The following is a 16766-nucleotide window of genomic DNA, read 5'->3' as shown; positions in this document are numbered from 1 at the left end:
ACGGGACACGAGCCGCACCGGCGCGCATGAGCCCGGATCAGGCAGATAGATGTGATGTGCCGGCGCCACTGCATGTATCCTTAAATCCTAGCCGATTTAAGGATACATGCGGCAATTCAAAATGCTGCCGCGTCCTTTGCGCGCCTGACAAGGCGCGCGGCGCTGCAAGGAAAGGAAGGCGACGAAAATTTCGTCGTGGGAGCAGGAGACTTGGTAGAAGTCTTGCAGGGCGATCTCGAGGATATCGAAGGGCGGGCATCGGCGCGCGGCCAGCGCCGGTGGGCGCATCCCTTCACCCTGATCCGACGCCTGTTCGGCAACGCCGTCTTTTCGAGCCTCACCCGCCGCATCGTCTTCTTCAACCTCGTTGCGCTCGTGGTGCTCGTCGGCGGCATCATGTATCTCAACCAGTTCCGCGAGGGTCTGATCGACGCCCGTGTGGAAAGCCTCCTCACCCAGGGCGAGATCATCGCCGGGGCAATTTCCGCCTCCGCCTCGGTCGATACCAACTCGATCACCATCGATCCGGAAAAACTGCTCGAACTCCAGGCCGGTGAAAGCATCACGCCGCTGCCGAGCGACGAAGACCTCGAGTTTCCGATCATCCAGGAGCGCGTAGCGCCGGTCCTGAGACGCCTGATTTCGCCGACGCGGACGCGCGCCCGCCTCTTCGACGCCGATGCCGATCTGCTGCTCGACTCCCGCCACCTCTATAGCGGCGGCCAGGTGCTGCGCTTCGACCTGCCGCCGGTCGATCCGGAAACGACCGGCATCGCCGACAAGCTCAGCGTGTGGCTCAACCGGCTGCTGCAGCCGGGCGACCTGCCGCTCTACAAGGAGCCGCCGGGCGGCAACGGTTCGATCTACCCGGAGGTCATGAACGCACTGACCGGTGTGCGCGGCGCCGTCGTGCGGGTGACGGAGAAGGGCGAGTTGATCGTTTCGGTCGCGGTGCCCGTGCAGCGTTTCCGCGCCGTGCTCGGCGTGCTCCTGCTTTCGACGCAGGCGGGCGATATCGACAAGATCGTCCACGCCGAGCGCCTCGCCATCATCCGCGTCTTCGGCGTTGCGGCCCTCGTCAACGTCATCCTGTCGCTGCTTCTGTCGTCGACGATCGCCAATCCGCTGAGAAGGCTGTCGGCTGCCGCGATCCGCGTGCGCCGCGGCGGTGCGAAGGAACGGGAGGAAATCCCGGACTTTTCCTCGCGCCAGGACGAAATCGGCAACCTCTCCGTGGCGCTCCGGGAAATGACGACGGCACTCTATGACCGCATCGCGGCGATCGAAAACTTTGCCGCCGACGTCAGCCATGAGCTCAAGAACCCGCTCACATCGCTGCGCAGCGCCGTTGAGACCCTGCCGCTCGCGCGCAACGAGGATTCGAAGAAACGGCTGCTCGACGTCATCCAGCACGATGTGCGCCGCCTCGACCGGCTGATCAGCGATATTTCCGACGCCTCGCGCCTCGATGCGGAACTGGCGCGCAGCGACGCCAAGAAGATCGACCTGGAGAAGCTGCTTGGCGATCTCATCGACATTTCCCGACAGATCCGCAGCAAGAAGAAGCCGGTGCTCCTCGACTTCGTCATCGACCGCAAGGACAATCCGCGCGCGAGCTTTGTCGTCAACGGCTACGAGTTGCGCATCGGCCAGATCGTCACGAACCTCATCGAAAACGCCCGCTCCTTCGTTCCCGAGCAGAATGGCCGCATCATCGTCCGCCTGACCCGCTCACGCTCCCGCTGCATCGTTTATATCGAAGACAACGGACCAGGCATCCAGGCCGAGGACATCGACCGGATTTTCGAACGCTTCTATACCGACCGGCCCGAGGGCGAGGATTTTGGTCAGAATTCCGGCCTCGGCCTTTCGATTTCCCGCCAGATCGCCGAAGCGCATGGCGGCACGCTGAAGGCGGAAAACATCGTCGGCCAGGGCGGGCACGTGACCGGCGCCCGCTTCATCCTCTCGCTGCCCGCCGAGCCACACCAGTGACCGCGCCGGCCTGCAATATCCACGCAACGGCGATCGTTCTCGGCACGACCGGATTTCTGGTTACCGGCCGTTCCGGCTCGGGCAAGTCGGCGCTCGCGCTTTCCTGCATCTCCGAGGCGAGGCGCCGCGGACGTTTCGCGGCACTCGTCGCCGATGACCGGGTCGATCTCAGCCTTGAGAACGACCGGATCATCGCGCGGTGCCCGCCATCCATTCGCGGCCTGATCGAGATCCGCGGCAGCGGCATCGTGGCCGTCGAAACGGTTTCCGCCTGCGTTCTCGACTGGGCGATCATGCCAGTCCGGCCGTCCCGCGACGCGCGCCTGCCGCCCGAGAACGAAGAGTTGCAGCTAGAAATTGGGCGAAGTCTGCCGCTGCTGCGCGTTCCCGTTGAAAACCCCGTTTCCCCTTTCGATGCACTGCACGCGTTGCTACCCAAAAATTTAGCACTTTAGCCTTATCCGAGGGCACAAAGGCTGCTTTTTCGGCATTTTTGGCTTGCACTTCCCCTTTTCCTTGCCAAGATGGCCGCCCCAACAGGTGGACGAAATTGCTGCATTGCGATATCTGACCATCAACGAGTTGCTATGCAGTTGGAGCAAAGATACCCATGATCGGACTTGTGCTTGTCACCCATGGCAAGCTGGCGGAAGAGTTTCGGCATGCGTTGGAGCATGTGGTTGGTCCGCAAAAAGCTATCGAGACCGTGTGCATCGGGCCCGAGGACGACATGGACCAGCGGCGTCAGGACATCCTCGATGCGGTTGCGGGCGCGGACGAGGGCAATGGCGTCATCATCCTGACGGACATGTTCGGCGGCACGCCCTCCAACCTTGCCATCTCGGTCATGCGCAGCGGCAGCGTCGAGGTGATCGCCGGCGTCAATCTGCCGATGCTGATCAAGCTTGCCGGCGTTCGCGGCGAAAGCGACATGGACAAGGCCCTCGTCGAGGCCTCCGAGGCGGGGCGCAAATACATCAATGTCGCCAGCCGTGTGCTGAGTGGAAAATGATGGACCATCGCCCGGACATGTCGCTGACTCGGGAGCTGCTGATCATCAACAAACGCGGCCTGCATGCACGCGCGTCGGCGAAATTCGTCCAGACCGTCGAAGCCTATGATGCCGAGATCACCGTCTCCAAGGACGGTATGACGGTCGGCGGCACGTCGATCATGGGCCTGATGATGCTCGCCGCCAGCACCGGCTGCACCGTTTTCGTGACCGCCAGCGGCCTCCAGGCGGAAGAGGCGCTCAACGCCCTCGACGCTTTGGTGCGCGACAAGTTCGGCGAAGAAATCTGACGCGGCTCATCGCGCGTTCAAACTGAAGCCATTCCGGCGATATAAACATATAAAGACTTCTTTATATCGCGGTTGCCCTGCCCGCCGATTCCTGATAGACCGTGCCCACTCTCCCCGTGATCCTGCGCGGGAGGCGTTGTCACGCCGCCAAAAGGCCAGAGGGCCGGCGCGGCCGGAAAAGATCAGCCCTGGAGAACTCCATGACCGCAACTCAGGACTATATTGTCGCCAATATCGGCCTGGCCGATTTCGGCCGTAAGGAAATTGCCATCGCCGAAACGGAAATGCCGGGCCTGATGGCCTGCCGAGAGGAATTCGGTGCATCGAAGCCGCTGAAGGGCGCGCGCATCACCGGCTCGCTGCACATGACCATCCAGACGGCCGTGCTGATCGAGACGCTGGTTGCGCTCGGTGCCGAGGTTCGCTGGGCGTCGTGCAACATCTTCTCGACCCAGGACCACGCCGCAGCCGCCATCGCGGCAAGCGGTGTTCCGGTCTTCGCCGTCAAGGGCGAAACGCTTGAGGACTACTGGGCGTATACCGACAAGATCTTCCAGTGGGCCGACGGCGGCCTGTCGAACATGATTCTCGACGATGGCGGCGACGCTACCATGTACATCCTGCTCGGCGCGCGCGCCGAAGCCGGCGAGAACGTGCTTTCGAACCCGGGCTCGGAAGAGGAGGAAATCCTCTTCGCCCAGATCAAGAAGCGCCTCGCCGCAACCCCCGGCTGGTTCACGAAGCAGCGGGACGCCATCAAGGGCGTCACCGAAGAAACGACCACCGGCGTCAACCGCCTTTACCAGCTCCAGGCCAAGGGCCTGCTGCCCTTCCCGGCGATCAACGTCAACGACAGCGTCACCAAGTCGAAGTTCGACAACAAGTACGGCTGCAAGGAATCGCTCGTCGACGGCATCCGCCGCGGCACCGACGTGATGATGGCCGGCAAGGTCGCGGTCGTTTGCGGCTACGGCGACGTCGGCAAGGGTTCGGCCGCTTCCTTGAAGGGCGCGGGCGCACGCGTGAAAGTCACCGAAGTCGATCCGATTTGCGCCCTGCAGGCCGCAATGGACGGCTATGAAGTGGTTCAGCTCGAGGACGTCGTTTCGACCGCCGATATCTTCATCACGACGACCGGCAACAAGGACGTCATCCGCATGGACCACATGCGCGAAATGAAAGACATGGCGATCGTCGGCAACATCGGCCACTTCGACAACGAGATCCAGGTCTCGGCGCTGCGCAACCTGAAATGGACCAACATCAAGCCGCAGGTCGACATGATCGAGTTCCCGAAGGGCAACCGCATGATCCTGCTTTCGGAGGGCCGGCTACTCAACCTCGGCAACGCCACCGGACATCCATCTTTCGTGATGTCGGCCTCCTTCTCCAACCAGGTGCTGGCGCAGATCGAGCTCTTCAGCAAGGGCGGGAACTACAAGAACGAGGTCTACGTGCTGCCGAAGCAGCTCGACGAGAAGGTCGCCCGCCTGCATCTCGCAAAGCTCGGCGCCAAGCTGACCGAGCTCTCGGAAGACCAGGCCGCCTATATCGGCGTGAAGCCGCAGGGCCCGTTCAAGGCCGAACACTACCGGTACTAATCGTTAGCCGGACAATCCACAACATGTTGTGGCCGCGATCTTGACAAGAGATCGCGGCCTCTTTTTTGAGCCGCGCACTTTCCGGCGATTCGTCAAACAAGTATGCTTAAGTCATTGATTCGTGACGCTACTGCATGTTCGGCAAATCGTACCGATTTGAGGAAAGATGCGGTAATTCAAAGTGCTACAGCGTCCTTTGCGCGTCGGATGAGACGCGCGGCGCTGCAGTGCGGACCTTCGAGCGTCGCGGATGGGGATGTCTTGTCGGACATGCGGCAAACAGACGGAGACAGACCGGGGATGCAATCGCAACTGACGCAAACCCCTTCCAGGGGTTTCGGTGCATGGCGGCGTAAGGTCGGCGGCAATTTCCGGACAAACGGGGACGGCGGCGCCATGGAAACAGAACGATCCACGCTTTTCGGCGGAGGCCTCAGGGCGCCAGCCTTGCTGCGGCGACTGCTCGCCGGCACCGCCTTCTTCGCGGCAACCGACGCAGCCGCCCAGGCGTCGACGCCGGTTGCCAAGGCCATCTTCGGCTCCTCCGAAGTCGTCACCTTTTCCGTCCTGATCGGCGTCATTTCCGCGGCCATGATTTCCGCCATCTGGCTCATCCGCCAGCGCGGCAATATCGAGGCCGAGAACCGCGAACTGCGATCCGGTCTTTCCGATGCAAACCAGCGGATTTCCCGTTTCCAGGCCCTCATCGCCGACAAGAACCGACGCATCGTGATCTGGGATGGTCTGGCCGAACGTCCCGAATTCCTCGGGCAGCTCCCGGTCGAAACCGGCGCCCCGCAGGACGACCGTGCCTTTCTCGCCTTCGGGCGCTGGCTCAAGGCGCCGTCTGCCAGCCAGCTCGAAAAGGCGATCGAGACGCTGCGCGCGCAGGCGCAAAGCTTCGATCTCGTGCTTGAAACGCAGCGCAACGAGGTCCTGGAGGCTCAGGGCCGCGTTTCCGGCGGACGGGCATTCGTGCGTTTCATCGCGCTCAACAATCTCAGGGCCGAACTTGCCGAGTTGAAGCTGGAACGCGATCGCCTGCACGCATCGCTATCGACCTTCCGCACGCTGCTCGATGAGATTGACCTGCCTGTCTGGCAGCGCACGACGGACGGCAAGCTTGAATGGGTCAACCAAGCCTTCGCAGAGGCGGTCGACGCGCAGAGCGCGAACCTCGCCGTCGCCGAAGGGCGCGAATTGCTCTCGACCGCGGCGCGCGAAAAAATCCGCGCCGTCTCAACTCTTGAAACGCCGTTCAGCGACAAGGTTTCGACCGTCGTCAAGGGCAATCGCACTTTCTTCGATGTCGTCGACGCCCGCAGCCCGGTCGGCTCGGCCGGTATCGCCATCGACATCTCCGGCACCGAAGCCGTGCGTGAAGAGCTTGCACGGACCTTGAAGAGCCATGCCGAAACGCTCGACCATCTGGCCACGCCCGTGGCGATCTTCGACGGCAATCAGCGCCTGCAGTTCTACAACCAGGCATTCCAGCGGCTCTGGAACCTCGACATGGGCTTCCTCGAGCGCAAGCCCGACAACGGCGAGGTGCTCGACCGGTTGCGGGCCGGCGGCAAGCTCCCCGAGCAGCTCAATTGGAAACAATGGAAGGCCAATGCGCTGTCCGTCTATCAGGCGCTCGACACGCAGTCAGACCTCTGGCACCTGCCGAACGGCCAGACGCTGCGCGTCTTCGCCACCGCGCGTCCGCAGGGGGGCGCAACCTGGGTCTTCGAGAACCTGACCGAGAAGGTCGATCTCGAGACCCGTTACAATACCCTTGTCCAGGTCCAGGGCGAAACGATCGACCATCTCGCCGAAGGCGTCGCGGTGTTCGGGCCTGATGGGCGCATCCGGCTTTCCAACCCGGCGTTCCGGGCGATCTGGGGCATCAGCGAGGCGGAGGCCAAGCCCGGTACCCACATTCGCGCCGTCGAACAGGCATGCCTCTCCTCCTACGACCAGCCGGATGGCTGGAAGCGATTTGCCCATATCATCACCAGCTTCGACGACGAGCGTCCGTCGAGCCGCGGCATTCTGGAATTGCGGACCGGCCTGATCCTCGACTATGCCGTGATTCCGCTGCCGAACGCCCAGACGATGCTGACCTTCGTCAACATAACCGACAGCGTCAGGGTCGAGCGCGCCCTGACCGAGAAGAACGAGGCGCTGCGCAAGGCCGATGCGCTGAAGAACGACTTCGTTCATCACGTCTCCTATGAATTGCGCTCGCCGCTCACCAACATCATCGGTTTCGCCGATCTCCTGAAAACGCCCGCATTCGGCGAGCTCAACGAGCGCCAGGCGGAATATGTCGACCACATCGCCACGTCCTCATCGCTGCTCTTGACGATCGTCAACGATATCCTCGACCTGGCCACCGTCGACGCCGGCATCGTCGAGCTCGACATGTCCGAGGTGAACCTCGTCGATTTCCTCGACGACGTCGCGCATCAAATGGCCGACAGGCTTGTCGAAAGCGGCGTCACCTTGCAGGTGGATGCGCCCGACAACCTTGGCCGCATGATCGCGGACCAGCAGCGGCTGAAGCAGATCTTCATCAAGCTTCTCACCAACGCCGCCAACTTCGCGCCCGATGGCAGCGCCATCGATCTCAAGTGCCGGCGCGAAGGCACCGATTTCGTCTTCTCCGTCAGCGATTCCGGCCCCGGCATTCCGCAGGACGTCTTGAATACCGTCTTCAACCGCTTCGAAAGCTACGGCCAGCACGGCGGCGCCGGCCTCGGGCTTTCGATCGTCGAGAGCTTCGTCAGCCTGCATCACGGCACCGTTTCGATCCGCAGCAAGGAGGGCGAAGGCACCGAGGTCACCTGCCGCATTCCGTCGTCCGAAATGCCGAAGATCATCGCGGCCGAATAATGAAGCATCTGCAACGGTTCCTGAAGGACGAGGCAGCCACCATCGAGCTTGGCGAAGACCTGGCGCTGGCGCTGAAGGCCGGCGATTGCGTCGCCTTGTCGGGCGATCTCGGCGCGGGAAAATCGACCTTCGCGCGCGCCCTGCTCCGCGCGATCGCCGACGACGAGACGCTCGAAGTGCCGAGCCCCACCTTCACGCTCGTCCAGAACTACGACCTGCGCATCCCCGTCGCCCATTTCGACCTCTATCGTCTCGCCGACGCTTCGGAGCTCGAAGAACTCGGCTTCGACGAGGCCCTTTCCGAAGGGATCTGTCTTGTCGAATGGCCGGAAAAAGGGGACGAAGCGCTTCCATCCGACCGCATCACACTCGCCTTCACCCATGATGGCGACGGGCGTCAACTTGCCATTTCCGCGCCCGACGCTTCGTTCGAGCGTATCTCCCGCTCGCTCGCGATCCGCAGTTTCCTCTCGCAAAACGGCTATGCGACCGCCCGGCGCCGGCATTTGAGCGGCGACGCCTCGATCAGGGCCTATGAGCGGGTCGTGACGGATGGTGAGCCGGCGAAAATCCTGATGGATGCGGCAAGGCATAAACCCGGCCCCATTCTCCAGGGCGGCAAATACTACCAGCAGCTTGCGCACCTTGCGGAGGATGTCGTTCCGTTTGTCGCGATTTCCGAGTTGCTGCGTGGACGCGGCTTCGCCGCGCCGGCAATTTATGCCCGCGACCTCGACAAGGGTATCTTGCTGATCGAGGACCTGGGCTCCGAGGGCATTCTCAACACGGAGGGAAGACCGGTCGCCGAGCGCTATCTCGAAAGTGTGCGCCTGCTCGCCCGCCTTCACGGCGAGCCGACGAGACGCGAGATTGCCATTGGCGATGGCCTCACCCACCGCATTCCCGATTTCGACCGCACGGCGATCAAGATCGAGACGAGCCTGCTTGTCGACTGGTACCTGCCGTGGAAGCGTGGCGAAGCGGCCTCCGACAGCGAGCGTAAAGAGTACTTCGCCATCTGGGATCAACTGATCGACGTTCTTGCATCGGCCGAGAAGAACCTGCTGCTGCGCGATTTTCACTCGCCGAACATTCTCTGGCGCCCAGATCGTAAAGGGCTCGACCGCGTCGGCATCATCGATTTCCAGGACGCCATGATCGGTCCGACCGCCTACGATGTCGCGTCGCTCACGCAGGATGCGCGCGTGACCATCGACCCGGATCTGGCCGACCGGCTGATCGACGCCTATCTGGCCGAGCGCAAGGCCGCTGGCCCATTCGACGAGGCAACCTTCCTTCGCGACTGGCACCTGATGTCGGCACAGCGCAACTGCAAGCTCGCCGGCATCTGGGTGCGGCTGATGCAGCGTGACGGCAAGCCCGGTTACATGAAGCACATGCCACGCACCTTCGCCTATCTGAGCCGTGCGCTCGGTCATGAGGTGCTGACACCCTTGCGCGATTGGTGCATTAAGGCTGGAATCCTGGCTAGCGAATCAGCCAACTGACAGGAAATCATGCCCATCACCAATGCCATGGTGCTTGCGGCCGGACTGGGCACCCGCCTTCGGCCAATCACCGATACCCTGCCGAAGCCACTCGTCCGGATCGCCGGCAAGCCGATGATCGACTACGTGCTGGACATCCTGGCGGCCGCCGGCGTGACCAAGGCGGCGGTCAACGTCCATCACTTTGCCGACCAAATGGAAGAACATCTCCGTCGCCGCGAGACGCCGCATATCCTGATTTCGGACGAGCGCGACGGCCTGATGAATTCCGGTGGCGGGCTTGCCAAGGGGCTGAAGCTGCTGGACGACGGGCCGTTGCTCGTGATGAATGCCGATCTCTTCTGGATCGGCGAAAAGGCCGGAACGCCGAGCAATCTTCAAAGGCTTGCCGATTTCTTCGATCCTGAGACGATGGACATGGCGCTGCTCTGTGTGCGGCTCGAAGACACGACGGGGCACAACGGCAAGAAGGATTTTTCGCTGGCTGAGGACGGCAGGCTCATCCGCTACGAGGAAGGCATGGAAAATCCCATCGTCTATGCCGGCGCGATCGCCATGGAGTCGCGTCTTTTTGCCGACGCGCCAAGCGACGCATTCAATCTCAACATCTATTTTGACCGCGCCGTCGCCCGGGGGCGCCTCTTCGGGCTGATGCTCGACGGCCACTGGATGACGGTCGGCACGCCGGAAGCGATCGCTGAAGCCGAGGCGGCCGTGCGCCGTTTTCAGCCGGGAGGATAAGATGCCCGGCCACGCCCCCAACATCTTTACGATCTCCGCCGGCCTGCCGTTCCTGAGGACGCTGGCGCGGAAGCTCTGCGACGGTGGGCTGGTTCCGGATTTCAGCTACGATCCGGCAGATCCGCTGATGCTTGCCGGCGTGACGATCTTCGTTCCCACACGACGCTCGGCGCGTGTGCTTCGCTCGGAGTTCGTCGATCTGCTCGGCGGTCGCTCGGCCATCCTGCCGACGATCCGCGCGCTCGGCGAGACGGACGACGACAGCGGCTTTTTCGATGCCGAGATGCCGGCGATACTCGATCTCGCCCCGCCTCTTTCCGGCACCGCACGCCTGATCGAACTCGGCCGCCTCATTCTCGCCTGGCGCAACCAGCTGCCCCAGGCGGTTCTCGATATCCACGGCGAAAGTCCGCTGATCGCGCCGGCGAGCCCCGCCGATGCCATTTGGCTCGCGCGCAATCTCGCCGACCTGATCGACGCCGTCGAAACCGAGGAGCTCGACTGGGAGGCTCTCGATGGACTCGACGCCGGCGAACATGCGCTCTGGTGGCAGTTGACGCTTGCCTTCCTGAAGATCGCCCGCACCTATTGGCCGGAGCGGTTGGACGAGCTCAAGCAATCCTCGCCTTCGCGCCACCGCAATGCCATTCTCCAGGCGGAAACACAGCGCATAGCCGCCGGCAGGGTGACTGGCCCGATCATCATTGCCGGCTCGACCGGCTCGATCCCGGTGACGGCCGCGCTGATCGCAGCCGTGAGCAGGCTGCCGAACGGCACCATCGTTCTGCCGGGCCTCGATCAGACGATGAGCGATACCGAATGGGAGCTGATCGTCGGCGATGCTTCGACCGGCACCGCAAGGGATCCGGCAAGCCGCAGCCACCCGCAATACGGCTTCTACCGGCTGCTGAAACGCATGGGCATCGGCCGGCGCGATGTCCTGACACTCGAGCCGTCCGATGGCGCCCTCGACTATCGCAGCATGGTTCTCTCACGCGCCCTGCTCCCGGCGAAGGCGACAGACAGTTGGACCCGCACGCGTGAAGATTTCGATCCGGCAAGGCTTCTGTCCGCATTCGCGGACGTCGCGCTGATCGAGACGGCCAATGAGCGGGAAGAGGCAACGGCCATCGCCATCGCACTCAGGCTCGCGCTTGCCGACGACGATGAAAGCCAGGCGGCGTTGATCACGCCGGATCGGGGGATTGCGCGCCGCGTCGGGGCGGAACTCGCCCGCTTCGGCATCGAGGCCGACGATTCTGCCGGCACGCCGCTCGCGGCCACAGCCGCCGGCGCCGTCGTTCGCTTATTGCTGGAGGCCGCATTGCGGCCGGGCGATCCCGTGCCGCTGGTGGCTCTCCTCAAGCATCCGCTCGCCCGCTTCGGCGAGACAACCGAGGATGTCCGGCGCGCCGCCGACGCGCTGGAACTGCTGGCGTTGCGTGGCGGCACCGGCAGCGCCGACATTTCGGCCCTTGGCCCGCTGATCGAGCAGGCACTCGAAAGGCAGAAGCATGACCGTCATCCGCCGCCGTGGCAGAGCCGCCTCAATGACGAGGACATAGCCGCCGCCCGCAGGCTTGCCGCACGCATCGCGTTGGCCGCCGAACCCTTGGCGAGTGCGTCCGTGCTTCGCGTCGACGGCCAGCATCGGTCCAAGGTTCTCACCCTTGCCGACTGGGCGGAGCGAACGGGTCGCGCACTGGAGGCAGTTTGCGTGGACGAGCGCGGCAGCCTCGGCGATCTCTGGTCGACGGAAGCCGGCGAAACACTGGCAACGCTTCTCAAAGGCATCATCGAGACGGAAGGTCAGATGCGCGCCGACGGACCGCAGTGGTGCGACATCGTCGAGGCGCTCGCGGCGAGCGAAGCGGTCAAGCCACGATCGATGCGGCATCCCCGCGTCTTCATCTTCGGGGCGCTGGAATCGCGCCTGCAAAGCATGGATCTTGTGGTGCTCGGCGGCATGAACGAGGGCACATGGCCGGGGCAGACGTCAAACGATCCCTTCCTGTCGCGGACGATGAAATCCGGAATCGGCCTCGAACCGCCGGAGCGGCGTATCGGCCAGCTCGCCCACGATTTCCAGATGGCCTGCGGCACGCGCCGTCTGATCCTCTCGCGCTCCATGCGCCAGGGTTCGGCACCAACGGTCGCTTCGAGGTGGCTGCAGCGCCTGCAGGCGCTCGGCGGCGATAGACTGACGCAACTCATCAAGTCCAACGGCGCGGACTATTTGCACTGGGCGCGTCTTCTCGATGCAGGCGAAAGCCAGCCGCTTGCGACGCGGCCGGAACCGCGGCCGCCCGCCGAGCTGCAGCCGCGCAGATATTCGTTCAGCGAAGTGACCCGCCTCCGTCGCGATCCCTACGCCGTCTACGCTCGGCGGATCCTGCGGCTGCAGCCGATCGAGCCGTTCAATCGTGATCCGGGGGCGGCCGAGCGCGGAACGCTCTACCATCGAATAGTCGACCGCTTCGTCAAAGGCGGCTTCGATCCGGCCTCGCCCGACGCAGAAGCCGTGATGACGAGACTGCTCAACGAAGCCTTCGACGAGGAGGCACTTCCGCCGCATATCGACACGATCTGGCGTCCGCGTTTTGCCGCCGTCGGGAAGGCATTCCTCGGCTGGGAGCGCGAACGCCGGAAAAGTATTGTGAAATCTTTCACCGAGGTTCCCGCATCGATGGATATCGGCCTTGCGGATATCCGGCTGACCGGTGTCGCCGATCGCCTCGACCGACGCCCGGACGGCACAATCGACATCATCGACTACAAGACCGGCTCAAGCCCCTCGCCGAAGGAGGCGCGGAGTCTGCTCGATCCGCAGCTTTCGCTCGAGGCCGCCGCACTCAAGGCCGGAGCCTTCGGCGCGACGGGACGCGCCGAACCGAATGCGCTTCTCTACGTCCGCCTGAAACCCGGCAACCGCTTCAGCGTCGATGCCGTCAACAACGAGGGCGGCAGGCAGAAGGAAACGAAATCCGCGGACCAATTGGCGGAAGAATCGCTCACCGAGTTGCGCAAGCTGCTCGCGGCACTGATGAGCGGCCGCCACGGCTTTGTTTCGCGCCTGATCGTGCAGAAGGAGCGCGACTACGGCGGCGAATACGATCATCTGGCGCGGGTCGCCGAATGGGCGACTGCCGAAGGCGAGGATGATGCCGATGAGGGATGACACTTTCGGGCCTCGGGAAACGACACCCCGGGCTTGGCTCGACTGGACGACGGAGCGGCAATCGCTCGCCTCCGACCCGGCGCGCTCGGCCTGGGTTTCCGCCAATGCCGGATCGGGCAAGACGCATGTGTTGACGCAGCGCGTCATCCGGCTGCTGCTCGCCGGCTGCCGCCCTTCCGCGATCCTGTGTCTCACCTATACGAAGGCCGCCGCTTCGGAAATGTCGAACCGAGTGTTCGAGCGCCTGGCTGAATGGGCGACGCTTGACGATGCTTCGCTGGAGAAGCGTATCGAAGCGATCGAGGGCGCCCGGCCCTCAGCCATCAAAATCCAGGAGGCGCGTCGGTTGTTCGCCGCCGCTCTCGAGACGCCCGGCGGCCTGAAGATCCAAACGATCCACGCATTCTGCGAAGCGCTCCTGCATCAGTTTCCGCTCGAAGCCAATGTCGCCGGGCATTTTTCCGTGCTCGACGACAGCGCCGCCGCCGTCTTGCTCGCGGATGCACGGCGCGCCTTGCTGGCCGCCACTGCGGCGGATGACCCGGAGCTCACCGACGCCTTCGCCACCGTTCTCGATCGCGCCGACGATACCGGTCTCGAAAGGCTGCTGGAGACGATCGTCGCCAATCGCACGCCCATTCAAGCCTTTCTCGATCGCGCCTCGAAGCGGGGTGGATTGGAAGCGCATCTGCGTTCGTCGCTGACGATTGCGCCGGGCGAGACTGCAGAAAGCGTGCTGGCGAAGGTCTGGCCGCTGGCTGGCCTGAACGGGGCGGCTCTTGAGCAATATCTCGACCTCGCAGCACGCAAGGGCGGCGCCAAGCCTTCCGAGTTTGCAGAAGGACTGAAGGCGGTCGCAAGGCTCACCGATCCCGAGGAGCGCTACCGCAAGCTGCTTGGGCTTTTCTTCAACGGCGGCGGCAAGCCGCGGGCCGACTCCACCTTTTTGAACGCCGCGATGCGGCGCGAGGCGCCTGACCTCGCACCGCTCGTAGATCAGGCGCGCGATCATGTCGTCGCCTGCGTCGACCGCTTAAGCATCGTCAGGATGTACGAGGCGACACGGGCCGCACTCACGCTCGCCGAAAGGCTCAACCGCGATTACGAGGAAATCAAGAAGGCGCGCAGCCAGCTCGACTTCGAGGATCTGATCAATCGCACGGCAGCGCTTCTTGCCCGCGGCGATGTCGGCGCCTGGGTTCACTACAAGCTCGACCAGGGTATCGACCACATCCTCGTCGACGAGGCACAGGACACGAGCCCCGCGCAATGGACGATCATCCAGTCGCTTGCCGCCGATTTCTTCGCCGGCGAGACGGCGAGAGCGGACGAGCGGACGATCTTCGCCGTCGGCGACGAGAAGCAATCGATCTATTCGTTCCAGGGTGCACGGCCGGAGCGCTTCTCCCGCGAGAGCATCGTGACGGAACGGCGGGTACGCGCTGGCGGCAAATACTTCAGCCCGATCCGCCTGCAGCTTTCCTTCCGTTCGACTATCGACGTCCTGTCGGCCGTCGACACCGTCTTTGCCAACAAGGCGAACGCCAAGGGGCTCAGCGCTGAGGACGAGGCGATCGTCCATGCCTCGAATCGGATCGGCCACCCCGGCGCGGTCGACATATGGGACGTGATCGCGCCCGAACCGGTGCTCGCCGAAGAGGAATGGACGGCCGCTTTCGATGCGACGCCTGAGCGCGCGCCGGCAAACATTCTCGCCCGACGCATCGCTGCGGTTCTCGATGACTGGATCCGCAAGGAAACCGTCATCGAGAAGGGCCTTCGCCGCCCGATGCGTCCCGGCGACGTCATCGTCCTCGTTCGTAAGCGCGACGCCTTCGTCAATGCCTTGACGCGGGCGCTGAAGCGCAGAAACAACATCCCGGTCGCGGGTGCCGACCGCCTCGTGCTGACCAGCCACATCGCGATTCAGGATCTGATGGCGCTCGGTCGCTTTGCCCTTTTGCCGGAGGACGACCTTTCTCTCGCGGCGCTCTTGAAAAGCCCGCTCATCAATCTCGGTGAGGACGATCTTTTCGAACTTGCGGCGGGAAGGGCGGAAACCGAGAGCCTCTGGCAACGCCTGCAGAGCTTCGGCGTCGACGAGACGAGCCGGTACCACCGGGTCGCGCGCACGCTCTCGCACTATGCCGACCTCGCCCGCCATATGCTGCCGCACGATTTTTATGCCCGCATCCTGGGTGTTCTGGGTGGCCGAGCCGCTTTCCTTGCCCGGCTGGGCAGCGAGGTCAGCGACATTCTCGATGAATTCCTGACTTTCACGCTCGATCACGAAAGAGCCGGCTTGCCCGGGCTGCAGGCCTTCATCTCGACGCTCGAGATCGAAGCGCCGACGGTCAAGCGCGAACAGGACAAGGAGCGCGACGAAGTGCGCGTCATGACCGTGCACGCGGCAAAGGGCCTGGAGGCGCCTGTCGTCTTCCTCGTCGACGGCGGTGGCAAGGCGTTCAACAACCAGCATGTTCCCGATCTGCGCCTTTTCGAAAAGCAGCGGCCCGACGGTCCCGTCGTCACCGTTCCTGTCTGGCGGGCGCCCGGCTCCGGAACGAATTCCCTGCTCAACGCCGACAATGCGCGGCTGAAGGCGCTGGCGGAGGAGGAATACCGGCGGCTGCTTTATGTCGGCATGACGCGCGCCGCGGACCGGCTCGTCATTTGCGGCTATCGCGGACAGAGGGAGAATACCGACACCTGGCACGCCATGGTCCAGGGGACGCTGGCACAGGACATCAAGGGACGCGGGACGCCCATGGTGTTTCGTGCGGGCGGCGAAGAATGGACCGGCCACGGGTGGCGCGAGACCCATCCCCATATCGACGCCGCAGTGGCAGAGGGTGTGCAGGCCGAGGGAGAGCGCAGCGCGCCGGGCCTGCCCGCTGCGCTTTCGGCACCCTTGCCGCCGCCGCGCCGGCTGCCGCGGCCGCTCACCCCATCCGGCACCGGCATCGTCATCGATGATCCGGACAGCGAATCGATCGTCGGATCGGCGCTCTTCGCCGAAAAGGCGGCACCCAATCGCTCACTGCTGCGCGGCGCGATCCTTCATCGCTTGCTGCAGGTTCTCCCGTCGATCGATCCCACAGAACGCCCCGCAGCGGCGGAGCGCTATCTGCTGCGGTCGGTCCCGCGCTGGCCCGAGCCGGAGCGCCGCGCGCTTGCCGATGCCGTAATGGATGTGCTGGACTACCCGGACCTCAAGACGCTCTTTGCCGCGCACAGCCGGGCGGAAGTCTCCGTCATGGGAACGCTCACCCTCGGCGGGCGCGAGTTCGCCGTGTCGGGTCGCATCGACCGGCTGGCCGTTTCCGGTGATACGGTGACGATTGCGGACTTCAAGACGAATCGCCAGGTGCCGATGTCACTTGAGGAGGTGCTATCTGTCTACAGAACGCAGCTTGCCATTTACCGGGAACTGCTCAAGCCGCTCTATCCCGGGCGACGGTTTCGATGTGCGCTGATCTTCACTGAGGGACCGGCAATCCAGGTGCTTCCCGACGCGGTGCTGGACAGGAGTCTTGAAGAGCTCGCGACAAAGTGAGATAC

At 63.7% G+C, this 16766-nt stretch carries 10 protein-coding genes; all 10 read left to right on the top strand.

From position 1 onward, the window contains the following. Nucleotides 1–210 precede the first annotated feature (210 nt). The 10 genes from chvG to addA all read left to right on the top strand — a co-directional run bounded on the left by chvG (nt 211) and on the right by addA (nt 16761). Nucleotides 211–1995 carry a two-component system sensor histidine kinase ChvG gene (gene chvG / locus QN222_RS16285; protein WP_283960641.1) on the top strand — a complete coding sequence of 595 codons (1785 nt, stop codon included), beginning with the start codon at nt 211–213 and terminating at the stop codon, nt 1993–1995. After that, nucleotides 1992–2450 (top strand): HPr kinase/phosphorylase, encoded by a 459-nt coding sequence (locus QN222_RS16280; RefSeq protein WP_283960640.1) that lies wholly within the window; start codon nt 1992–1994, stop codon nt 2448–2450. Before chvG ends, QN222_RS16280 begins: the two co-directional genes overlap by 4 nt. A 155-nt stretch (nt 2451–2605) precedes the next feature. Continuing rightward, complete coding sequence (locus QN222_RS16275) at nt 2606–3007, top strand: PTS sugar transporter subunit IIA (protein WP_153440569.1); 402 nt, start codon at nt 2606–2608, stop codon at nt 3005–3007. Then, the gene (locus QN222_RS16270; protein WP_283960639.1) at nt 3004–3297 is read left to right on the top strand and encodes an HPr family phosphocarrier protein; all 294 of its coding nucleotides are present in this window, start codon (nt 3004–3006) and stop codon (nt 3295–3297) included. Before QN222_RS16275 ends, QN222_RS16270 begins: the two co-directional genes overlap by 4 nt. Before the next feature lie 200 nt (nt 3298–3497). Further along, nucleotides 3498–4898: an adenosylhomocysteinase gene (gene ahcY, locus QN222_RS16265; RefSeq protein WP_283960638.1), complete on the top strand. Its 1401-nt coding sequence runs from the start codon at nt 3498–3500 to the stop codon at nt 4896–4898. A 396-nt stretch (nt 4899–5294) separates the two neighbouring features. Next, entirely contained in the window at nt 5295–7778 is a 2484-nt protein-coding gene (locus QN222_RS16260) for an ATP-binding protein (RefSeq protein WP_283960637.1), read from the top strand. Continuing rightward, on the top strand, nt 7778–9286 hold the full coding sequence (tsaE, locus tag QN222_RS16255; RefSeq protein ID WP_284005501.1) for a tRNA (adenosine(37)-N6)-threonylcarbamoyltransferase complex ATPase subunit type 1 TsaE: 1509 nt from the start codon (nt 7778–7780) through the stop codon (nt 9284–9286). Before QN222_RS16260 ends, tsaE begins: the two co-directional genes overlap by 1 nt. Nucleotides 9287–9295: 9 nt before the next feature. Next, complete coding sequence (locus QN222_RS16250; RefSeq protein ID WP_283960634.1) at nt 9296–10027, top strand: nucleotidyltransferase family protein; 732 nt, start codon at nt 9296–9298, stop codon at nt 10025–10027. Nucleotide 10028: 1 nt separating this feature from the next. Further along, complete coding sequence (addB, locus tag QN222_RS16245) at nt 10029–13205, top strand: double-strand break repair protein AddB (protein WP_283960633.1); 3177 nt, start codon at nt 10029–10031, stop codon at nt 13203–13205. Beyond that, nucleotides 13195–16761, top strand: coding sequence for a double-strand break repair helicase AddA (addA, locus tag QN222_RS16240; RefSeq protein WP_283960632.1), 3567 nt, complete (start codon nt 13195–13197; stop codon nt 16759–16761). Before addB ends, addA begins: the two co-directional genes overlap by 11 nt. The last annotated feature ends 5 nt before the right edge of the window (nt 16762–16766 follow it).

This window comes from Sinorhizobium sp. 6-70 (genome assembly GCF_030124375.1).
Classification (GTDB): domain Bacteria; phylum Pseudomonadota; class Alphaproteobacteria; order Rhizobiales; family Rhizobiaceae; genus Sinorhizobium.
This window is presented reverse-complemented; position numbering and strand designations above follow the sequence as displayed.

Excerpts from the sequence above, each read along its gene's own strand:
- QN222_RS16275 (WP_153440569.1), top strand. The coding sequence starts at position 2,606 with ATGATCGGACTTGTGCTTGTCACCCATGGCAAGCTGGCGGAAGAGTTT.
- QN222_RS16270 (WP_283960639.1), top strand. The coding sequence starts at position 3,004 with ATGATGGACCATCGCCCGGACATGTCGCTGACTCGGGAGCTGCTGATC.
- ahcY (WP_283960638.1), top strand. The coding sequence starts at position 3,498 with ATGACCGCAACTCAGGACTATATTGTCGCCAATATCGGCCTGGCCGAT.
- QN222_RS16260 (WP_283960637.1), top strand. The coding sequence starts at position 5,295 with ATGGAAACAGAACGATCCACGCTTTTCGGCGGAGGCCTCAGGGCGCCA.
- tsaE (WP_284005501.1), top strand. The coding sequence starts at position 7,778 with ATGAAGCATCTGCAACGGTTCCTGAAGGACGAGGCAGCCACCATCGAG.
- QN222_RS16250 (WP_283960634.1), top strand. The coding sequence starts at position 9,296 with ATGCCCATCACCAATGCCATGGTGCTTGCGGCCGGACTGGGCACCCGC.
- addB (WP_283960633.1), top strand. The coding sequence starts at position 10,029 with ATGCCCGGCCACGCCCCCAACATCTTTACGATCTCCGCCGGCCTGCCG.
- addA (WP_283960632.1), top strand. The coding sequence starts at position 13,195 with ATGAGGGATGACACTTTCGGGCCTCGGGAAACGACACCCCGGGCTTGG.